The organism is Thermosipho japonicus (assembly GCF_014201655.1).
GTDB classification, from domain to species: Bacteria; Thermotogota; Thermotogae; order Thermotogales; family Fervidobacteriaceae; genus Thermosipho; species Thermosipho japonicus.
Window position 1 is genome coordinate 89,838 of sequence record NZ_JACHEX010000003.1, and the last position, 21,337, is coordinate 111,174.

The 21,337-nt window shown below is 27.1% G+C and carries 14 protein-coding genes and 1 pseudogene; 1 reads left to right on the forward strand and 14 read right to left on the reverse strand.

Annotation, left to right across the window (positions count from 1 at the left end):
• Nucleotides 1-66 precede the first annotated feature (66 nt).
• Entirely contained in the window at nt 67-1,263 is a 1,197-nt protein-coding gene (locus HNP65_RS06225) for a glycosyltransferase family 4 protein (protein ID WP_184619425.1), read from the forward strand.
• A 1-nt stretch (nt 1,264) separates the two neighbouring features.
• Here the strand turns inward: HNP65_RS06225 and HNP65_RS06230 are convergent, their stop codons facing one another.
• The 14 genes and pseudogenes from HNP65_RS06230 to HNP65_RS06300 all read right to left on the reverse strand — a co-directional run bounded on the left by HNP65_RS06230 (nt 1,265) and on the right by HNP65_RS06300 (nt 21,051).
• Nucleotides 1,265-2,431: a glycosyltransferase gene (locus tag HNP65_RS06230; protein ID WP_184619426.1), complete on the reverse strand. Its 1,167-nt coding sequence runs from the start codon at nt 2,429-2,431 to the stop codon at nt 1,265-1,267.
• Nucleotides 2,432-2,448: 17 nt separating this feature from the next.
• Entirely contained in the window at nt 2,449-3,558 is a 1,110-nt protein-coding gene (locus HNP65_RS06235) for a glycosyltransferase (protein WP_184619427.1), read from the reverse strand.
• A gap of 18 nt (nt 3,559-3,576) precedes the next feature.
• On the reverse strand, nt 3,577-5,022 hold the full coding sequence (locus HNP65_RS09955; protein ID WP_184619428.1) for an oligosaccharide flippase family protein: 1,446 nt from the start codon (nt 5,020-5,022) through the stop codon (nt 3,577-3,579).
• Nucleotides 5,023-5,607, reverse strand: coding sequence for an acyltransferase (locus HNP65_RS06245; protein ID WP_184619429.1), 585 nt, complete (start codon nt 5,605-5,607; stop codon nt 5,023-5,025).
• Nucleotides 5,608-5,699: 92 nt separating this feature from the next.
• Nucleotides 5,700-7,664, reverse strand: coding sequence for a GumC family protein (locus tag HNP65_RS06250; RefSeq protein WP_184619430.1), 1,965 nt, complete (start codon nt 7,662-7,664; stop codon nt 5,700-5,702).
• Between the two features lie 23 nt (nt 7,665-7,687).
• Nucleotides 7,688-10,198, reverse strand: coding sequence for a polysaccharide biosynthesis/export family protein (locus tag HNP65_RS06255; RefSeq protein WP_184619431.1), 2,511 nt, complete (start codon nt 10,196-10,198; stop codon nt 7,688-7,690).
• A gap of 279 nt (nt 10,199-10,477) precedes the next feature.
• The gene (locus tag HNP65_RS06260) at nt 10,478-14,602 is read right to left on the reverse strand and encodes a reverse transcriptase domain-containing protein (protein ID WP_184619432.1); all 4,125 of its coding nucleotides are present in this window, start codon (nt 14,600-14,602) and stop codon (nt 10,478-10,480) included.
• 783 nt (nt 14,603-15,385) lie between these two features.
• Complete coding sequence (locus HNP65_RS06265; RefSeq protein ID WP_184619433.1) at nt 15,386-16,105, reverse strand: hypothetical protein; 720 nt, start codon at nt 16,103-16,105, stop codon at nt 15,386-15,388.
• The gene (locus HNP65_RS06270) at nt 16,092-16,724 is read right to left on the reverse strand and encodes a biosynthetic peptidoglycan transglycosylase (RefSeq protein WP_184619434.1); all 633 of its coding nucleotides are present in this window, start codon (nt 16,722-16,724) and stop codon (nt 16,092-16,094) included. Before HNP65_RS06270 ends, HNP65_RS06265 begins: the two co-directional genes overlap by 14 nt.
• A 59-nt stretch (nt 16,725-16,783) precedes the next feature.
• A complete protein-coding gene (locus HNP65_RS06275; protein ID WP_184619435.1) occupies nt 16,784-17,521 on the reverse strand; it encodes a TIGR02391 family protein in 738 nt (245 codons plus the stop codon).
• A gap of 35 nt (nt 17,522-17,556) precedes the next feature.
• Nucleotides 17,557-18,081: a hypothetical protein gene (locus tag HNP65_RS06280; protein WP_184619436.1), complete on the reverse strand. Its 525-nt coding sequence runs from the start codon at nt 18,079-18,081 to the stop codon at nt 17,557-17,559.
• A pseudogene (locus tag HNP65_RS09960) lies at nt 18,057-18,512 on the reverse strand (DUF3644 domain-containing protein). Before HNP65_RS09960 ends, HNP65_RS06280 begins: the two are co-directional and overlap by 25 nt.
• Nucleotides 18,513-18,781: 269 nt before the next feature.
• On the reverse strand, nt 18,782-20,539 hold the full coding sequence (locus HNP65_RS06295; protein WP_184619439.1) for an ATP-dependent nuclease: 1,758 nt from the start codon (nt 20,537-20,539) through the stop codon (nt 18,782-18,784).
• 26 nt (nt 20,540-20,565) lie between these two features.
• Nucleotides 20,566-21,051 (reverse strand): metallophosphoesterase, encoded by a 486-nt coding sequence (locus tag HNP65_RS06300; protein WP_246348209.1) that lies wholly within the window; start codon nt 21,049-21,051, stop codon nt 20,566-20,568.
• Nucleotides 21,052-21,337: the final 286 nt, after the last annotated feature.

Genomic DNA, 21,337 nt, shown 5'->3' on the forward strand with positions numbered 1-21,337 from the left:
AAATTTGCATAAAGTATTAATTATTTCTAATCAATAAGTAATAAAACACCAATCGTGGAGGATGAAATGGAAGGTAGAAATATATACATTATTACAAATTCTTACCCTGAAAAATTTGAAACTTTTAATTCCCAAGAAATGGAATTCGCAATTAAAAATTTTAATAATGTAAAAATTTTAAGCTTTTCTAGGCACAAGCCTTGCAATAACAGCAACAGCAAAGTTAGTCATTTTAATTTGTTCCAAGGTATTCTAGAACTTTTATTTCCCAAAAATAAATCTAATTATCTTAAATATTTAAAAGTTCTAAAATTTGTTTTTGTAAAAAATCCTAAAGAATTCATTAGAAACATATACTCATATCTTCTAGCTCTTGCAATTCTAAGGAAAATAAAACTTAAGCCTAATGATATCATATTTTCCTATTGGTTATCAAGAGCTACCATCATTGCTTACTATATCAGTATAATAACTAATACTGAATTTGTTTGCCAAGGTCACGGTTCAGATATATATATACATCCCCCGAAAAACTTGAATAAAATACTTAAAAAAGCTAAAGCAGTTATTACAATATCTCAAACAAACAAAAATTACCTTGCTAAAAAATATCAAATACCTCCTGAGAAAATAAAAGTGTTTAGGTTAGGAGTTTCTCTAGAGTTTTACAATAAATTAAAAGCTAAAAAATCCTTGGTTAATAACAAAAAAGAAAGTTTTATAAGATTCTTAAGTGTATCTAGATACATTCCAGTGAAAGGTGTTGACATTCTTCTAAAAGCTGTTTATGATCTTGTATACAACAAAAACATTAAAAATATCCGCTTTGAAATTTTCGGCGGTGGAAAGCTATATAGAAAATATATGTCTTTTGTAAAAAAACATAAGTTAAATAACTATGTTAAGTTGAATCAGTGGATTGAAAAAGACAAGCTAATCGTAGAACTATTAAAAAGTGATTGTTTTGTTCTTTCAAGTAGAAGTGAAGGCCTACCAGTAGTTCTAATGGAAGCAACTGCAGCTTCTCTTCCAATTGTCGCAACAAACGTCGGCGGGGTCAGCGAAATTGCTATTGAAAATTTCAACGCAATTTTAGCGAAAGAGCTTTCTCCAAAAAGTTTAAGTAAAGCTATTGAAGAGTTTTTGAAGCTCGATGAAAACAAAATCAAGGAAATGAAAGAAAATTCAGAAAATTTGTATCTCAACAATTATATACTCGAAAAAAACATCACTGAAAAATACGAGTTTTTACAAAGACTATAAACTAGTTCATATTATCCAATACTTTTTTGAGCTCATCCACAATCTTTTTCATTTTATTATTCCAGCTTAATTTTCTTTCTGCATAACTTCTCATCAGAGAAGGATAATTTTTATTTTTTATATGTTTGTAAAAATTTAATATTTCTTTTATGTTTATTGGGCTTTCATCGGAAGGAACCCTAAACATAAATTCAAAACTTTCTTCAAAATCTTCATCAGTGGAAGAAAATATAAATGGTATACCTCTTGCACAATATTCTCTTAACTTTAAGGTGCTTGATTTTAAAAGACCTATTCTATGCAAACCAAGTGAGCCAATCGCAATATTGCTAATATCAAATATCTCGTCTAATCTTTCACCAGTTTTATATCCATGAAATATAACATATTCTGTAAGGCCTAGATTTTTAGTTAAAGCTTTTAAATTATTAAGTCCCCTCCCTTCTCCAACTATATGAAAGAATACTTTTACATTAGGACTATCTTTGTAATATTCCTTAAGCCCTCTAATTACCCTATCATACCCGTGCCAGGGAGATACATTGGCAACACCTATTAAATTAATTTCATCTTCTTTTTCTATTTTTCGTTTAAGCTTATATCTTTTAACATCAATGCCATTTGTAATTTTTATAGCTTTTATTCCATAGATTTTACTTTCATCGGAAGTGGTAACAATAAAATCAATTTTCCCTTTTAGATGTTTATTATAAAAACTATCTAAAATTAAATTAATTTTAGATAGTTCTTTATCGTATGGGTATGTAGGTACATCTAAAATCACAACTTTTTCTATTTTTCTCAATTTTTTAATAAATTTTACAGCAAAATAATTCCAAGGTAGTAAATTTCTAACATAAGCAGTTTCAATTTTTTCACTTTTTATATAATCTATCAAAATGTCAAAAATCTCTTTCATTCTGCGTAAAATTTTCAATTTTCTCAAAAATATACTTTCATTTCCTTCAATAACACTTTTATTTTTAAAATCATAAATTTTTTTTATTTCTTCTCCATTTCTAATATATATAGCCTTATTTTTCACTATAAGCTCATATACATTAATTCCATTAAATTCTAAGGCTTCACACTGCTGTTTTATTTTTAAAGAAGGCCCTATTGAAGTTGGATCATCGCGATTATCAAGAGCTACAAAAATTAAATTCATCTTTACCTCCTAAAAAGTTAATTTAATATAAAATTTATAAATGCTTTTTCTTTTTCTTTGTCCCATACATACAAATTTTTGAATTTTTCAATATTCTCCAAAATACTGCTGTAATTTTCATATGCTTTCATTACTTGCTGAACAGAACCATTAACATCTTTTGGATCTATTACAACCCCAATATTGTGTTTTTTTACCTCATTTGCCATTGAAATAAAATTCTTATTAATAATAACAGGTGTCCCAGCAGCAATCGAGTCAAAAAATTTATGCGGAAAAGAATAAAAATAATTTTTTTGTTCATTTCCAAATGATTCATATGAAACAAGTGAAAATGAAGCTTTTGATAATTCTTTCATCATTTCCTCATACGGTAAAAATGAAGTAAACTCATGAGGAATATCTTTGAAATATTCTGAATCCATACCAATAATCTTAAATTTGAAACCAAACAAAATTAATTTATTTATAATCTCCTTTTCATAATCAATATTTCTTGGGGTTTTTCCTACAAATACAATTTCCTTTTCTTTTTTACTAGTTTTCAAAGTGACATTAGCATAATTTGGAACTATTAAATAAGGCTTTTTTATTTTTAATATCTTATACATATCCTCTTTCATTTCTTTAGAAACAAAAATCAATTTATCTGACATAATAAACTGTTTTTTTAAGATATACCACATTATTTTCTCTTTTAAAGCTTTTTTTATTCCACTTAAGTGCTTATAGTAATTCTCAGGATGGTATTCATGAATATCATAAATTATTTTTTTATTCCTTTTTTTGGCTATTTTAAATGATTTTAAAGGAAATCTAGTTAAAAAATAATGAAAGTATAAAATGTCATAATCCATTTCTTTAATTAACATTAATATTTTTTCTTCTATTTTTGCCAAATTTTTTATATTTTTTAATTTCACTTTAAAATTTATTTTATTTGGCAAAGAAATGGGATCTGAATATCTCAAAGGAATATATGTTATATTACCTTCTTGATAACTTTTATGTTCTTCTGTTGAATAGTATTGATAAATAACTTTATGTTCTCTAGAAAGCATTTCTACCGTTTTAAAAACTCTTTTATCTCTTTTTGTATGCATATGACCAATTATAAGAATTTTCATAAAAGCACCTCACAGAATCTATTTCTTTAAATTAATTATTTTTAAAACGGAAAAAACGTATTTTAAAATTTCATTATTCACCAATTTTGACAAAACAAGAAATGAAACAACAAAAGATAAAAACATAAATAACAATCCCAATAAATTACTAGAAAACAAGCTATAAAAAATATAAAATCCAGAGTTAATACCGACAGTAACAACAATTGATTTAAACCAATTTATCCATGGAAAGGTTTCAGAAAATTTTATATTCAAAATATTTTTTATATTAAACAATTGTAAAAATACTAAAAATACTGTAGTTAAAACAGTAGCAATAACTGCTCCAATAGGACCTAATTTTATCACTAAAAGAATGTCCAAAATTAGATTAAATATTAAAGAATAGACTGCATTAATTAAGAAAAGCCTGTTGTTTTTTGTTGCCACAAATATGGAGCCATAAACATAAATTCTAAAGTACAACATGATTTGATAAATTCTAAAATAAGGGATCGATGCTAAATATTTTTCTGAGAAAATAAAGACTATAAATGGCTTTGCAAAAAATATTAGTGAACTAGCAATTGGAATCATTAATGTAACCATTATATTTCCAGAACGAATCCACAATTCCTTTAATTTTTGAACATTATCTAAGTCTTTTAACTTTTTCAATTCGGGAATTAAAACTGTAAAAAGAGAAGATGTTAAAAGAGAAAGAAATGGTATTTCATATGCTCCATTTGAAAAAATTGCAAAATCAACACTGTCAACAAAATATCCAACTACCAACTTATCCACATTTTTATTCAACATTCCTAAAATCGTTGATAAACCTATTGGAACACCAAAAATAACAATTTCTCTTACCATTTTTAAATTAAGATATCTAAAATTAATATCTTTACGAGTAAAGCTAATCAAAAGTAAAATTCCAATAATATATCTTAAAATTAATAGAACCAAAATATTCAATATAGTATATTTTTCGAAAATTAAATAAAACAACAGTCCTAAAAACCAAAAAAAAGTGGGAATTAACGTATAAGAAATTAGTTTTTTTGTTCTATTTAAAGCAACTAAAATATTTTCTGTTGCAGAGGAAAAAATACCTAGTGAATATATCAGAGAAATTATAAGAACATTGTTCTTAAAAAAATTTACTTTAAAATTTGCATCAAACAAATCTGCCAAAAACGGTGAAATAATCAATACCAAAACTGAAAAAGAAGTCAGACTAACATATAAATTTGTCAAATACTCTTTTTTTCTTTCAGTAGACAAATAAAATAATGCTGAATTTGGTATTCCCAAAGTCAGTATACTTATTACCAATTGTTGAGATATCAAAACTTGTCTATATATACCATAGTCAGATATAAACAAAAATCTTGATAAAAGCATTATGGATGCTATATCAAATATAGTTTTTATAACTTTTGAAGCAAATAAAATAGAACCCGATTTTTTTATTGACACTTATTCGCCTCCAAGGTTATTATCTTTACATTCTAATTTTTTTATAATCCTTGCAGGATTACCTGCAATTATACAATTCCCTTCGGGAAAACTATGTGTTACAACACTTCCAGCACCTATAATAGTTCTAGGACCTAAAATCACGCCTGGAAGTATTACTACATTCATACCTATCCAGCAATTTTCACCTATTATTACATCTTTACCGGGCAAATGTTCTTCCAATTTACAAGGATTATGATTGCCAGTAATTATTCCTACATTTGAAGCTATTAACGTCCCTTTACCAATAACTATTTTTCCATAACCAGATTGAAAATATTTACCAAATCCTTGAAAATTATTTAAATCGTCCACATCAAAAATAATATCATTAGGATTCCCAACAATTATTTGATGAGACACCGGCCAAGGAACTCTTCTATTAAATCCTAATATTTTCTGAAACCAAACACTTCTCCAGGCCCAAAACCATCCATCTATTTTATCTTCAAACCATTTCCCTTTTAAATATTTCCTATCGAAAAAAAGAGAAAGTATAGCTTTTGAAAACAAAACAAAAAGCTTTTTTAATATCTTTTTCATAACCCCTCCAATACCCTTATTCAACAATTTCTTTAAAAAGAAAATCAATAAATTGTCCCAATTATATTTTGTACCAAATTAAATACACAATACTACTCTTTCAAAACTACAACCGAATCAACTAATTCAGTATATGCCTTTAAGAAACTTTCTTTTTCGCTAACATCTTTTTTTGCAATCAAAACGAACTTTTCACAGTATTTTACAAATGCCAAAACATCAGGATTTTCATAGTTTGGCAAGTTAAAGATTATATAGTCATAATTTTGCATAATATTCTCAAAATCTTTTTCAAAATTACTAATCAATTTCAAAAATTCAGATGTTTCAGATGTTTTAGCAATAGAAAAAACATATAAATTTTCCTTAAAATTATAGATATTACCTTTATCTGTTCCCTTCAAGCCTCGTGAAATATATTTCCCCTCAAAATCAATCAAAATAGTTCTTCCTGTTGAAGAGAAAAATTCTGCAAGCCTTAAAGTAATATCATCTTTTTCTTCAACTTTTCCAACACTTGTAACACCAATAGTTTTTGGTGTTTCATTTTTAAGTAAGTTCAACGCAATAGTTTTAATTTCGTTTAAAAATTCCAAGTTTGTAAAATCACTATTGCCTGTAAGAACTATTGGTTCTTTTTCAACAAGTTTTTCTATATCAAATGAGTCTCTAATCTTTTTATCACTAGCTTCTGACAAAAATACAGCCAAAATTCCAAGGAAAATTCCAAGAACTCCACCAATTGCCAAAGTAAGTTTTTTGTTAGGCTTTGCAGGCTTTTCAGGAATAAATGGCTCATCAACAATTATAGGAACATTTAAATTAAGACCAGCCTTGGTAAGTTTTGCCTCTTCAAGCTTTGATTTTAAAAGAATATACGCATTCTGTTTTAACTGATAATCTCTCTGTAAAGACAAATATTCTTGTTCTAGCTCTGGTAAATTCTTTATCTGTTTTTCCAAGTTTTCTCTTACACTTAAAAGAGCATTTAGGTATGATTTATAAATTTCAACAGACGATTGAGTAGAAACAAGGTCAGATGAAATAGAACTCAAAATAGGGTCATCTGTGTTTAATTGACTTAAAAGAATATTTTTTATTTCTTCCTGTATCTTTTTTTGAGTCTCCTCTATTCTTGCTTTATACTCAGCAACTTCCGGTGAATCTTCTGAGTATTTTTGAAGAAGCGCATTATACTCTATCTGATAATCAGTTAATTTACTTCTAAGAGTTGAAATTATAGGACTGTTTGGAATATACTCAAGTTTTTCTATAAGACCTTTTACATAGCTGACATTATTTTTTAATTCTTCAAGTTTTGCTTTTAATTGCTTGTATTCTATCTGAGCAGATAAATATTGTTTATCAATATCAGAAAATCTGTCCAGTAAAATCTCTGCTTCTTTTGAAGGAAGAACTGATTTTGTCTTTTTAAAATTAGTTATCTTTTCTTCTATCTCAGTTAGTTCTTTTTCTGTTATAGGGAGTTGTTTTTGAATAAACTCTATCATATAGGAATTTTCGTCTTTATTTAACTCTTTTGAAACTTGAGTATATGCGTCTATAAGTGCTTTGGAAATTTTGTAAGCAAGTTCTTTATCATCCATACTAACTTTTATCTCAATGAATGATGTATCTTTTAATGGTTGAACTGATATTATCTTTTCCTGAAGAGTTGAAATAACAGAATTTATGGTTATATTTTTCCTTGCTTCTTCATCCTTTGCTTTATTTTTAAAATAATCAAGTAAATTTAATTGCTCAATAACCTTGGTAAGAGTCTTTCTACTCTTTATAATCTCTATCTCATCTGAAAGTCCTGGCTGACTTGTTCCTCCCAATATTAATGAAGCCGCTCCTGAAAGTGATGGCGCATTGCTTTTGGCAGGTATTTTAACTTTAGTAGATACCTCGTATATAGGAGTTGCAAAAAAGAATAAATAAACTCCTGTTGCAAGAACTGTTAGTATAAAGATACTCCAGAACCAGAATTTTCTCTTTTTAAAAATTTTTAGAATATCTGATAATGTTAATTCGTCTATTTGGTTGTTATCCATATTTTTGTCCTCCTTTAACTTTATTATTTACCTATTTGATAAATGTTATTATAAAGTGTTACTAAATTATTTATTATAGGTATCCAGTCAAGTGCTGTTTTAAATGCATCGGCTGGTACATAAACTATGTCTCCTGGTTCAACTCTTGGATTTTCTTCAATATTTCCACCTTTAATTGCTCCACTCAGGTTAACCTTTATTGCTTCTCCATCAATTCCACCCTTGTACAGGTAAACTGCTGAAGGTGCTGCTTTTTCGCTAAAGTATCCAGCAGAAATTATCGCTTCAAGAACGGTTGTCCCATCATTGACTGAAATAACTCCAGGATTATTAACCTCGCCAAGTACATATGCTATATTTTGTGGAGCATCAATCACTTTAATAATATCTCCAGGTTTTACATTAAAAGATAGGGTGTACTCGATATTTGAAATATCAATTATTTTTTCCGTTGCATCTCTTGTAAGTTTCACAAATTTATACCCTTTGTCAATCTCTGTTTTACTGATAATTTCATAAAGTGTTGTGTTTTCTTTATCAAGATAAAACATATTAGCTTTTCCTGTTTCATCTACTACAAACACATAGTTTTCCGTATCAACATTAAATATAATGGTGCTACCATTTTCAAGTTTAATATTTGAATGCTCATCCCAGGTAAATGTCGTCTTTGTAGAACCATTTAAAATCGTAACAGTTTTGCTTATTCCTTCCTGTATTCCACCAATTTTTGAAATAAGTGTTTTAAAATCAAATGGTTCAGAATTTGTAAATTCAACCATTGAATTTGGCATACCTTTTCCAAATACATAAACGTAATTTGGATTCTTTTCAGTCACAAATACAAAGTCGTTATTTTCAAGCTTTGCATTTTCTTTTCCTTCATACACCTTTTTTGCATCCAATGTGTTTACAATCTGGCCGTTTCTTATAACATATACCTTATCAGAAGTATAATATAAATCTGGACCAATAATTAATCCTCCAAGTTTTCCAAAGAGCGTTTTAAGGTCAGTGCTTTCATCATAATCAAATTCGACTGTTCCAGTGTTTTTTATATAACCCATTGCAGTTACATAAATGGGTTTTTTTAAAGTTACATTAAGTATTGATCCTTTTTCTATTTCCATATCTTTATTAAAATCTAATATTTTTCCGTTTAATGTAATGCTATCAATTTTTCTATAGTCTGAAAGTCCAACTTTTGCTAGTATTCTTTGAAGTGTTATTTTTTCATTCAAAGAAAAACTCACATATGAAGCAACATCTCCTGTTAAATAAACTGCATTTTCTTCAGAGTTTTTAATTACAACTGTGTCATACTTTTCAAGCGATATAGAAGGATTTTCATATATAAGGCTGTCTATATCAAAATCTTGTATCTTCCCATTTCTTACTATTTGAACAGATTCAATTGATTCAGGCTGACTTATTCCTATCTTCTTAATCAAATATGATAAAGTCCTTGGTTCATTATGAAGCAAAGTAACACTTCCGCCGTTTAAACCAACTACATTTACAATGAATGGTTCGTATAATACCTGAACAATATCTCCTTTATTTAGATCGTAATCTTGGCTTCCAAAGATTACATCTTTAACATTTAATTTTGTCTCATTGTTAATTACTACTATACCTTCATTTTCAACTTCTTCATCCAAAAGACCCGCTTTAGCAAGTAACGTTTTTAAAGTCTTTTTCTCATCAGGTAAAAACTTTATCTCTCCCTTATTTTTTACATATCCTTGAATGTATACATAGAATTCTGGGAACTTTGGAATGTAAATCCTTGAACCAGCAGAAAGTTCTATATCTTTTTTGTTTGAAATAACTTCTTTTAGATTGATTTCAACAACTTTTCCATCTACAAATACTTTTGCATTTTCAATATCTGCATATTTTTCATCTAGTGGTCCAAGTTTTAAAAGGACATTACTCAATTTAATATCAGGTTCATATGGAATTTCAAGAGTATATGCACCCATTACCTTTATTGTTTTACTATCTAGAAGTGGTGGAATATAAATTATGTCTCCCTCTTTTAAAACTATATCTTTATCAAATTTTCCTTGATAAAAATATGGCAAAAGATTAACTGAAATTATATTATTCCCACGTTTTATTTGAATACTTTCAAAGTCAACGTTTGAATCTTTTGAAATACCAACAAAAGAAAATAACTTCGTTAAAGTTATGCTCGGATAAACAGAAATATCAAATACTTTGTTAACCGCGCCCTGTATAAAGACTAACATTGGTGCATATTCAACGACATAAACTGTAATTTGGGGATCTTTTACAACTTTCTCTGCGTATGGTTTTAGTATTTGGGCTATTTCTTCAACTGTTTTTCCAACAACCATTATATTCCCAGCATATGGATAAGGAATAGTTCCATCAAATGCTACTTTAACTGTTCTTGAAAGCTGTGGTTGATTTAAAACCTCAATTGTTAAAGTATCTCCTACTCTTACAGTGTATGAAAATAGACTTACAGCTAAGATAACCAAGAATAAAAGAATAACTTTTTTCATTCTAAAAACCTCCCAGTTCTATACTATTTTTCATTATTTTAAAACTTACTTAAACCAACTTTTATTATAGCATATGGCATGCTATAATAGAAGATATTTGCTTTTTTGCAAAAAATTCATTTTTGAATAATTCACACTAGTATGTATATCAATCCACATGATCCAAAATAATAACTTTTTATCAATTCCAATTTTTCATTTTTTAAAAAAATAGTATAGGATTTTAATATTTTATATTAAAAAGTAAAAAAACTCATTGATCAAAGTAAACTAAAAACATTAAATTTCTCTATATTCATATCCCGGAGGAAAAGCTTTGAATTTTCTATCATTAGGCTCTTCGCCCATTTTTGAAATTTCTTTTCTGTAATTTTGCAAATGTTTTATTGGAATATCTACTACTTGTGCACCAAATATCCTATTTCCTTCAAGTGTTAATGCTTCTCTTTTGTGAATATCATAATATGGAATTCTAACAACTGAACCACCATACACCCCAGTGTTGGCAATAACAAAGTTACAAAATACTAATTTACTCATAGCATCCGCTAATCCTATGTATGTATTTACATCTTTGTTATAAGCAGGGACAAATATAGTATCGACATAACCTTTTAAGAATGAAAGGGTTTCTAATGAAAGGGCATCATAACATATCAAAATTGAAAATACACCAATGTTTTCAGACGAGTAAATAACAATTTTATCATCTTCAACTATTGTTATATTTCTTTCTTTGAAGTACTTTCTTTCTACATTATTGAAATATTTTTTTAAACCATGAACTTTTAAAAGATATATGTCATTGTAAGGCCAAAGTAAAACATATCTATTACTAACTTCATCATTATTTAAATAATATTCCGTACCATATATGGCAATTTTACCAGTTTTTTTAGACCATTCTATTATATCCTTTTCAATATCTTTTGGAATAGAAAGCTCTGGTGCAATTAATAGATCTATATCTTTTTCTTGAAAAACCTTTAATGCTACTATAATTTCTTTTCTCAACATACTTACAATTGGTTCTTTGTAAGACATATCATTATTAATATATTTGTAATTACCTGCAAAATAATTTATAGTAGGTTGGAAAATTCCTATACGTAAAAAAGGTTTTAAAGAAGCCTTCCCATAAATTATTAATGGTAATCTAATATTCATAGTATATTGCTTTTGAGAAATTATGTTTTCCAATTCTAAACGTATTATTTCTTTTAATTCTTTCTTCGAACTTTCATAAGGTTTGAGATCAACATAGCTATATTTACCTATAGCATCTGACAATTTGTTTATTATAGAACTGCTAGCAATAAGATTTTCTGTAAGTTCCTTCCATACATCCCTGAAAAGATTTCTTTTTTCAAGTTCAATTTGAGAAGAAAAACTTTCTAATAAAAATTCTTGTTTTAAAATTTGAATTATAATCCAATATAGTCCACGTTTTTTATCTTTTTTAGTTAAACTATCTTCGTGAGAAGTAACTTTAATAACTTTTTTAATATCTTCTTCTCTCTCTTTTTCATCTTTTTCCTTTTCTTCTTCTTTTTTATCTAATTTATCTAATTCTTTTTTACCACCTAAAATTTCTTGGCTTAGTTTGTTGAAAGATTTTGTATCAATTTTTATTTTAAAGATACCATCCAAATCATCTTCTAAAAAATCTTGAATTTCAAAAAGTAAATATATTAATAGTAATTTTTGAAAATAGGATAACTTAGCAATTTTCACAAAATTTGTCAAAGATATTTCTCCCATGTCAGACTTATCTCTTTGACATTTTACCTGCAGATATTCGTTAATATTATTTAAAATTAATTCACGATTTGGTTCCTCCTTCGTTTTATCAATTAAATCTTTAAGCGTCTTCTTGACACTGGCTGTGTCGGGAAGAATATTGTCATATGTTCCTTTTACTAATAATTGGACTAATTTATTAATGCCATCATTATCTTTTATTTCTTCAAGCACTTTTAAAGATTTTATTAAAATTTCTTCTTTTAGTTTTTTATTTTCTAAAGATGAATACATTCTAAAAAACATGTAAGCCTTTAATTTTTCTGAAATATTTTTATTATTTTCTACACTTTCAAGAATAAGCTTAGAAGATTCCAAATCATCTCGTTTTGCTCGAAACATGTTAATCAGTAATTTGTAACATAGACTTTCATCATCTTTAGTTTCAGTTGACAAATTATAGACAGAAACTTTTGAATTAATTATCTTTTTATATTCATTTTCGTTGCTGATACGTTCTGCTCCTTTCAGAATTTTCTCCTTGAACTTCTTATTTTTAAAATCCAATAGTGTTATTAAATCTAATAATTCAGATACTAGCATAGGATTGTTTTCAAACAAACTCATTTTTTTTCCATCTAAAATTTTTTTAATTACATTATTAATATCCCTTATAAATTCTTCAGGAATATAAACGTTTTCGTACAAATTTTTTCTTAATACTTGATTTATATACTTTAAAAATTCCAAGTAAAGATATGCCTTCCCATCATTTTCTATCATTACCTTTTCCTCAATAAAATCTAAAATTTTGACTAGGTAATTTTTTTTAATTTTATTTTTACAAGGATCTGAAAATTTATCTCCATTAGAATATATTAGAAATATAAGTTCTATATATCTTTTATAAAGTTTCGTTTTAGAAGGAGTATTGATAATAGCATATTCTAGGTCTAAAAGTGCGTTCTCTATTAAAGTTCTAATTTTTACTTTGTTTTCTCTTTCTTCATTTAATTTTATAACATTTGAGAAACCTTCCAATTTTAATTCTTTTTCTAAATTACACCATTGTTCTGACTTAAAGATTAAAGGGTGTTTTAATGCATTTTCAACAATTTTTGTAATTAAATGCGCAGAAAATGATCTACGGGTTTGTGGTGCGATTTTATCTTCATCAAAATATGATCTAATCAAATTTCTTGTACGATCAAAACTTTCTAAAAGCTCTTTCATTGTAGATAAACCAAATATTTTTTCGGACAGAATAGACATTTCGTTAAAAACTGTTGTTTGAAAGTCTTGATAATTTTCTCTAGTTAAAGTAAAATTTTCTAAAAACATTTTTCTTAAACTATCTATTTCTACTAAATCATCTTCATTAAAAATTATTCTTAAGAAGTTTTCGTTAAATTTTTCCTCATCATCATTAATTTTATTTGAATCATTTAATTTTAGTAAGTTTAATACTCGATTAAAAAAGGAATTATTATCATTTGTATTCTTATCCAAAAAAGCTTTGCAATATTTGTAGTAATCGTTCAAAATACTAGGCTTTAGTTTATCTAAATTTATACTAAGCCCTAGCTCTTTCAAGTCTTTTTCAATATCTTTTGCAGTATTAATTAAGGTTTGAAAATTACTTGAAATAAGCACAATATCGTCTACATATCTAAAATAGCCAAATATTTCTCTATTATCGAATTTCTCATTGATCAATTCATCCATCTTAACATCGAGATTGAAAAGATAGATATTGGACATAAAGCCAGATGCCAACAATCCAACTGGGAGACCTACGTTTGTTGGACTGTCGTGGTTTCCAAAAGCTCCTTTTATTTGAAAATTCAATAGTTTTTCTAAGTAATTCTTAATTTTATTTTTGTCTTCACTCAAACTAGTAAACTCAAGTATTTTTTTAACATTGTTCAATAAATTTTTGATATTTATGGAAGGAAAAAATCTTTTAATATCAATTTTCATATAGAATAATTTATCTATTTTAGAAGTACAATTATCAATATTTTTGTAGCAAAATAGTGGAAATTTACTCTTCCATACATCAAAGTCCTTCTCTTTGTTTTTAATCTTTTTATGAACCCAAATAGCTTCTCCATCCAAATTTTCTTCCATATTCAGTAATTCTTTTTCAATATCTGTAAGTTCTAGTCTAAGAATATTTCCTAAAAAAATCTTTTGGTATCTTCTAAATGGTTTATATGACATATTAAATGATCTATATATTTCTTTGCTTGGCACATTGTAATCACTATATTCCCATTTTCCAGTCTTTAAATTTTTCCCTAAAAATCTCCACATTCTATTTCCAAAAGAATATCTTGGCATAATTTTGTCTATTGGAGGTCCAAAAATGTTCAAAAAGCTTATCCAAAGGACTTGAAAATCAAATGGTATGTAATAATAATCTCTAGTTTTCCCAGATGATTTTGGTATTTTATAGTAATAGAGTGGAATAAAAAAATCTTCTTTAGAATCAGTAGCCGCAATAATATCAATCATGCTTTTAATTTCTTTAATTTTTCCTTCTAAATTCCATTCCCATTCAAATGCTTCACTTTCAACCAAACTTCCGTTAAGTGCATTCCTTACCTTTAAATATGCTCTTAGTATGTTTGAATCATTTTTCCAATCTTCTAAGAAACCCACTTTTCAACCCCTCCAATTAAAAGTATCATCAATAACTTTCAATAGGAAAATAATAAAAAAGGCTACACCTGTTACATATATAAAACATCAATATGAAGGTGTAACCCATGAAAGTGTTCTCTTCAATTTTATTTTACTACAAAAATACTCTTCAAACTATTTAATACTGTATAGATTGGAAAGATCGTCAAAAAAGAAAATGAAGAATTTTACAACAAAAAATATCCACACAGCGCGTTGAAACACAGAAGTCTCCGGGAGGTATACAAAAAATATCTAAGTTATACAAAAATTTCTTGATTTTTGTCTAATTTCTTGGGAGACATTACAATACGGATATATTCTCTCTTTCTTTTATAAAGTTCATTTAAAGTAGTGATTTTAAACAATTCAACCCTTTCAAATCTCAAGATAAAAAAAGCTTTCAAATCAACTTTTCACCTCTTTTTAAAGCTTGAGAAAAAGACAACAATTTTGATATAAATAAATTCTACTTCTGCATACTTAGGAAACATTATTACATTCCAAAAAAGATCCTATTATAATTAGAATTACTAATAATAAAATCTTTCTATTTTTTGCAAAATATTTACTCTCCCCAATTAACATTAACAGAATTATTTCAAAAACAACTTTATGTTTTCTTCCTAAAAGGAGTTTTTACCACTTTAATTAGTCTTTTTGAAAATCCAGAGTATTTAGATTTCTCTTTATTTATCTTTCAGTCATTACTTTAAATAAAACTTAATTGACAACATATTACTTTCGAAATTTACCTACTAACTATTCATTCGAACTTACTTCAATAAATTTATTCCCTAAATATCTTAAATTTAATTCCGTTTGTTTAAAGAATGAATCCCAATTTTTATAAATTCTAAAACTTAAATCTTTGTCAGAATACTCTTTTCCAATATACTTTTTTATTAATTCTCTCAAACCTGGCACAATCCGTGTAAATTCATACCTTTTCTTGTAGCAGGGACATGCTGGTATTTTATAAATATCTATGAAACCTCTTTTTATATTTTTTGGGACACATTTAGCATTTTTCTTCCAATATGTCTTTTCTCGATAGTTTTTGGGAATACATTTTTTATTTTCAAAATCATCTTTCCACCCCCAAAAATCTTTACATAACTTTTTAAAAAGATTATCATCAACTATAGTAAAATCAATATCAGAATTCTTGCCAAAATTTTTTGGAAAACAATTAGGGTCTAACGAATAACCTATTCTCGCACTTCCTATAATAAACATGTTTTTAGGAAAAATACCTAGCTTGCTTGCTAAATAACTCCTTATTCTCTCATACAAGTATGGTACATCTTTAAAAACATAAGGGACTCCTTCAGTCAGCCACAAGCGTATAAACTCTTTCAATTTATACGGCTTTATACTTTCATCTTTTAATATACACACAAAAGTATTTTTTAAAGATTTATGCTCTGGATATGGATGTTTTAAATCCAATAACTCTCTTTCAATTTCATAAAAATTCATAGACCCTTCCCCCCATAACTTGAATTTTCACTCTAAAAAACATCTTATATATACTATATAGTTCTTCTAAATCTTCTTGAGTAAGTAGTTTTTTTATTTCAGGTCGCTTTAATATTCTCTGTATTCTATCAATCCTAACTTTATTTGGTAACGCAATTCTTTCTACTAAGAAGAAACTTTGAGCTTTACTAAGAGTTATGGGTTGTTTATTAAAATATCCTAATGCAGCTTCATAAACGCCAAAATATGATTTTCCAAAATATACTTTATTTAAATACCTATACATAATTTCTTCTTTTGAATATTTTTTCTCAAATACAATAGCACCATAAACTTTTTTTAACTTGTCTATCACTTTTCCAAAGCATAAATTTAAATTACTATTCTCAAGTACAAATAATTGCTGCGAAATAGTACTTGCTCCTTGTTTTATACTCAAATATCTAGCATTAACGAGAAAAGCTCTTATAAACCCTAAATAGTCAATTCCTTTATGACTCAAAAATCTCTTATCTTCGATAAGAAAAACAAATCTTAGAAAATCACTACTTATTTGATATTTTTTTGAAAAATTTTCTATCCATAAATTACATATATTCAAATATTTATTCTCCAGCATAAAAATTACCTCTTTAATTTTTGTTTTTGCATTTTTTAACACCTATACAAACAACTTTTTTATTCTCCAGAATAATAAACTGCTTTATCCAATTGTCTAAATAAAAATGATATAAGACTTAAAATCTCAAGACATTCTTGTTTATCTATAGGCCAATCCAAAGCTGGTTCATGAGCAGTTGGATTCCTAATAGCTCTCATTAACCCACTAGATAAAAACTTCACTCCATCCTGAACGTTTTCATCGGTATCAGTTTCACAACGAGTTATTTTGAGTACTCCTTTACAACCCCAAACTTCCATCATTAGACTAGCCCCTTCTTTATTACTACATGCTTTTTCTTTAACTGCTTTATTGTATGCCTTACTTGCTTCAAAAACCGCATGAAAATAATTTTTTTGTAAAAAAAGTTTTCTAGCATGTTTTACCACTTCTGAATGAAAATTTCTTGCATTAAACTCGTTTAAATCTTGCTCTTTTAAAGAAAAATCACTAATACCATTTTCTTTCAATATACTTATTACTCCTTCTTTAAGTTGTTCATTGGAAACTAATTTCATACAAAAATCAACCAATAATTTGTTTTTTGCATCTATAGACAATCCACTTTGCTTTCCTAAAGTCATAATCCAATCATAAATAAGTTTTGCTCTTGATGAAGTAATATTTTCATTAGGAAATTCTTCACGTTCAAAGTTAAAAATAGCTTCGGCTATTCTGTTTATTTCATTTATAGTTGTATCATACTTTAATAAGTCACCAACTTCTACAGCAATAATCTTGTAATTTAATTTCAAATTTTCACCTCACTTTCCATAAATTCAGGAAACATTTATAGATTTTTACCAAAAATCTTTTTATATTCCTCTTTGTTAGCTAATTTGTCTATTAAAAAATCTATCCATTCTTGTGTATAAACATACTGCCCGAAAGCTTCATCATAGTAGCAATATTTTTCATTGGTTCTAAATGGGTCCTTTGCTCCATTTTTAGGCCTTATCTTGTAATATTTCCAACATTTTGAATGATGATAGCTTGCTGTAAATTTCCAATCTTTTGGCATTTTATTTTTAAGTGCTTCATAGACTTTTTTAGCAACTTTACTGGGCCTAAATTCACCATTACTTCTTTTTTCTTTAATTGCTATCAAGAATTTCTTGTACAGTTTCATTTCTTTAGGTTTGGATGGATCGTATTTAATAAATTCTATAGCTACATCTGATGTTTTTTCTCTATTTCCAACTTTAGGTATTAAAAAAACTCTAAAACTAAATTTTGGATCTGAAAATATATTCGATGGCAAAGCGCTATGGTATTTATCAATATATTTTTTTACACCTTCATATTCCTTTGCCACTTTTTTTCTCTCAAGGCCTGTTTTTGCTTTTCTTTGTAATATGATGAAAATTGTAAAGCAAATACCAGATTTTCTTTTAAGGCATATTTTTCTCCAAATTCTTTTTCTATGAGATTTTCGTAATTAATTAACATAGCTTGACATTCACCGAAAATATCCATATCAAGCTCTGGTAGAAAGCGATGTTCTATTTTGTTTCTTAATTTTACAAAAAACTATAAATTCTTGCGTTCAGGTGGATTGTTATTTTTAAAATATTTATTTAAACATTTTTTTAATTCCCATGCTTTTTTCTCACTATCAACTCTTATATACCTTCCACCTTTGTTTTTGTAAAAATACTTTACTTTTTGTCTTTCAAAAATTGCATGAAAAAGAGAAGTCCAGGCAATAATCATTAAAACTATGTACCCACCAGAACGAAAAGTCATATTCGGTTTATTGTATATTTCTACTGCCAAAAGTGCTGATTCTCTCGACTTTTGAAGTAAGAATTTTACTTTTTTTGATAACCTTTTTCCCAATTTTAGACACCTTCTTTCTATAAATTAACTTATAACCATTTCATATGTTTTTCAAAAACCAAAACATCTAAAAATTTTGCTCTATTCAATTTATTAGTATTGATTTACTAGTAAACAATGAAATATCTCTGTATAAGACTTTCTTATTTTTTAATTACTGAAGATATAGAAGGATTTTATCTTCCATAATCGTCTTGCTTATTTAATAACTTTTCTATAATATCGCGTAACTTATTTATTTTATCCCCATTTATCATTTTTTCCGAATATTTAACCATTATATTCAAAGGTTTTTGCCTATTTTCATTAGGTTTTTCAATGCTTAAGTATCCCTCTATATCAGGATCAAAATAATATATCTCATTGGTAAATTCATTTTTACTCTTTTCTATAAAAGAATTGATCAATTCATGAATTTCAGAATCTCTGTCTTTGTCCATTATTATAGAATGTTCTATTCCTAATAATTTAAATAAATTCATATATCTATGAATGTTATATTTTCCCATTGAATCCAAAAAATATATGTGTTTTTGCTTTAAATCAATCCATTTTGTATTTAGTAAAAAATCAAAAAATACTTTCTCGGTTGCGCCTTCACAAATAATCACGTGTTTAGCAAAAAACAATTTTGCTCTTTCACTGTCAATCCACAAAAAATATTTAAAGGATTCTTCTTTTAGCTTATATTCCATATCATCATCTTTCTGGGCAAGTTTTCTACTTTCTATTTTTCTTTTCAGAGATTCAGGTGTCTTATCATCATGCAATATCTTAGAAAAGAATTTGAACATCGATGTGTTCTCACCTAACAAGGTTTCTATTTTAGATTCATTGATTTGATAAACTTTTGTTTCTTTATCTTTCTTAACTCTTATAAGAGTAGATAATTTATTTATATTTTTGCTAACAAATATTGGAGAATGTGTTGTTATTATAACCTGGGTATCTTCCAATTCGGAAAGTTTATCCAATTCTACATTCAATCTCTCTTGTTGTGAAGGATGCAAAAATACTTCTGGCTCTTCAAAAAGGAGCAAAGTAAAATCTGGAGAAAAATCTTTTTTATTTGTTTTTTCAAATGTTTTTGAAGTATATTTTGATGATAATTTTATTATTGTATAAATTAAATGCCTTTGTAATCCTTGACCAAATAAATTAATACTAAGTTCTTCACCTAAATTTTCGTCTTCCATATAGTGCGAAATTAAAGTTTTGACAATTTCGTCTATTTCTATAGGTTTAACATTTATTCCAAATTTTACTCCCCATCCATCAATTTCTTTATTAATTTCCTCAATTAATTTTGAAATAGAAATTCCATCAACAGTCTCATTTTTAAAGTTTTTATTAAACTTTTCAAAAGCTTCTCCTAAGGTATCATAGCTACGACTTTTTTGAATTATTTTATTAATAACAAAATTCAAAACTTTTCTAAAAGGAGAAGGTCCACTTGTTTTAAGAGATTCATCTATCTTGCTAATCGCTGGAATATAAATAACTGTACCCAATTTTGCCTGAGAAATATTTCTCGCTCCATAGAAAAAATTAGATGATAACATTCCATTTTCATAAGCGAAAATATTACTTTGATTAGTTTTTATTTTTGAACTAAACTTATTATCTTTAGTTTTTAAAATCTTTCTTACTTTTAAAATTCTATCATCACTTTGGTATTCCTCTTTCAACATGGACTGTTCTTCTTTCGTAGTTAAATATTCTATCTCTATCCAACTTTCTTGATCATCTGTGTCAAATTTAGGAAAATCCCTGTTTGGATCATATTTAAAATCATCATAAAATATTCTTAACGCACTAATAATGTTTGTTTTTCCAACATTGTTTTCTCCTATAAGCAATGAATAATTCTTCAATTCTATACTTACATCTTTTATTGAACGAAAGTTATGAATATGGATCCTTCTTATTTTCATATTCAACCCCTTTTCCTATTAATTACCTAATGCACACCTTTTGAACCTCCCGCAAGTGTGGAAACATCTCTGTTATATATATCAAATCTATGACCATGTTCAACCCATAGATTACCCTCACAATAATAGGGAAATATTAATTTTCTTTTTTCATCAATGTCGTATTTATCTGTTAATTGGATTGGGCCAAAAGGAAATGGAGCAGCTTTGTAGACTAACTTTGCAAAAGGAAGGGAATCATGATTGCCGGGGATATAAATTATCTTTTTTCCTGTTTCTTTTAATTTAAGTAAAACTTTCCATAAATCAACATACATTTGTAGAATTTTTTCAACTTTACATTGCCATAGTTCAAATAAATCGCCTGCTATAATTATCTTTTCCATTTCCTCATCTTTTTCAATATATTCAAGAAAGGCTATAAATTTTTCAAAATTACCGGAGGTATAAAAATCATCAGCATCAGACATGTCACCGATGTGTAAATCGCTCACAATAACCGATTTACTCATCCCTATCCCCCCATAAAAAATAACCTCAGCTTAATACTATCACAAATACGTTTTGAAAGTCAAGTTCTCATAACCTTAATTTCACACATTATTAACTAATATTTTCTTAAGATTATTCATATTTGCTTATATACAAAAATTAAAAAGAAAAAGTATTAATTTTCTATAAAAGAGTAACCTTTGCAAATACTAACAAGGAAAAATTTACAAGAGAAGAGTCATGGAAGAATATAAAATATTAGAAAGACGACAAATTTTACAAGTTACAATAATACAAAAGGTAATA

Bases quoted from the DNA above. Each gene is read 5' to 3' on its own strand.
- HNP65_RS06300 (WP_246348209.1), bottom strand. From the start codon at position 21,051: ATGAGTAAATCGGTTATTGTGAGCGATTTACACATCGGTGACATGTCT.
- HNP65_RS06250 (WP_184619430.1), bottom strand. From the start codon at position 7,664: ATGGATAACAACCAAATAGACGAATTAACATTATCAGATATTCTAAAA.
- HNP65_RS06265 (WP_184619433.1), bottom strand. From the start codon at position 16,105: ATGAATTTTTATGAAATTGAAAGAGAGTTATTGGATTTAAAACATCCA.
- HNP65_RS06295 (WP_184619439.1), bottom strand. From the start codon at position 20,539: ATGAAAATAAGAAGGATCCATATTCATAACTTTCGTTCAATAAAAGAT.
- HNP65_RS06270 (WP_184619434.1), bottom strand. From the start codon at position 16,724: ATGCTGGAGAATAAATATTTGAATATATGTAATTTATGGATAGAAAAT.
- HNP65_RS06245 (WP_184619429.1), bottom strand. From the start codon at position 5,607: ATGAAAAAGATATTAAAAAAGCTTTTTGTTTTGTTTTCAAAAGCTATA.
- HNP65_RS06225 (WP_184619425.1), top strand. From the start codon at position 67: ATGGAAGGTAGAAATATATACATTATTACAAATTCTTACCCTGAAAAA.
- HNP65_RS06235 (WP_184619427.1), bottom strand. From the start codon at position 3,558: ATGAAAATTCTTATAATTGGTCATATGCATACAAAAAGAGATAAAAGA.
- HNP65_RS06255 (WP_184619431.1), bottom strand. From the start codon at position 10,198: ATGAAAAAAGTTATTCTTTTATTCTTGGTTATCTTAGCTGTAAGTCTA.
- HNP65_RS06230 (WP_184619426.1), bottom strand. From the start codon at position 2,431: ATGAATTTAATTTTTGTAGCTCTTGATAATCGCGATGATCCAACTTCA.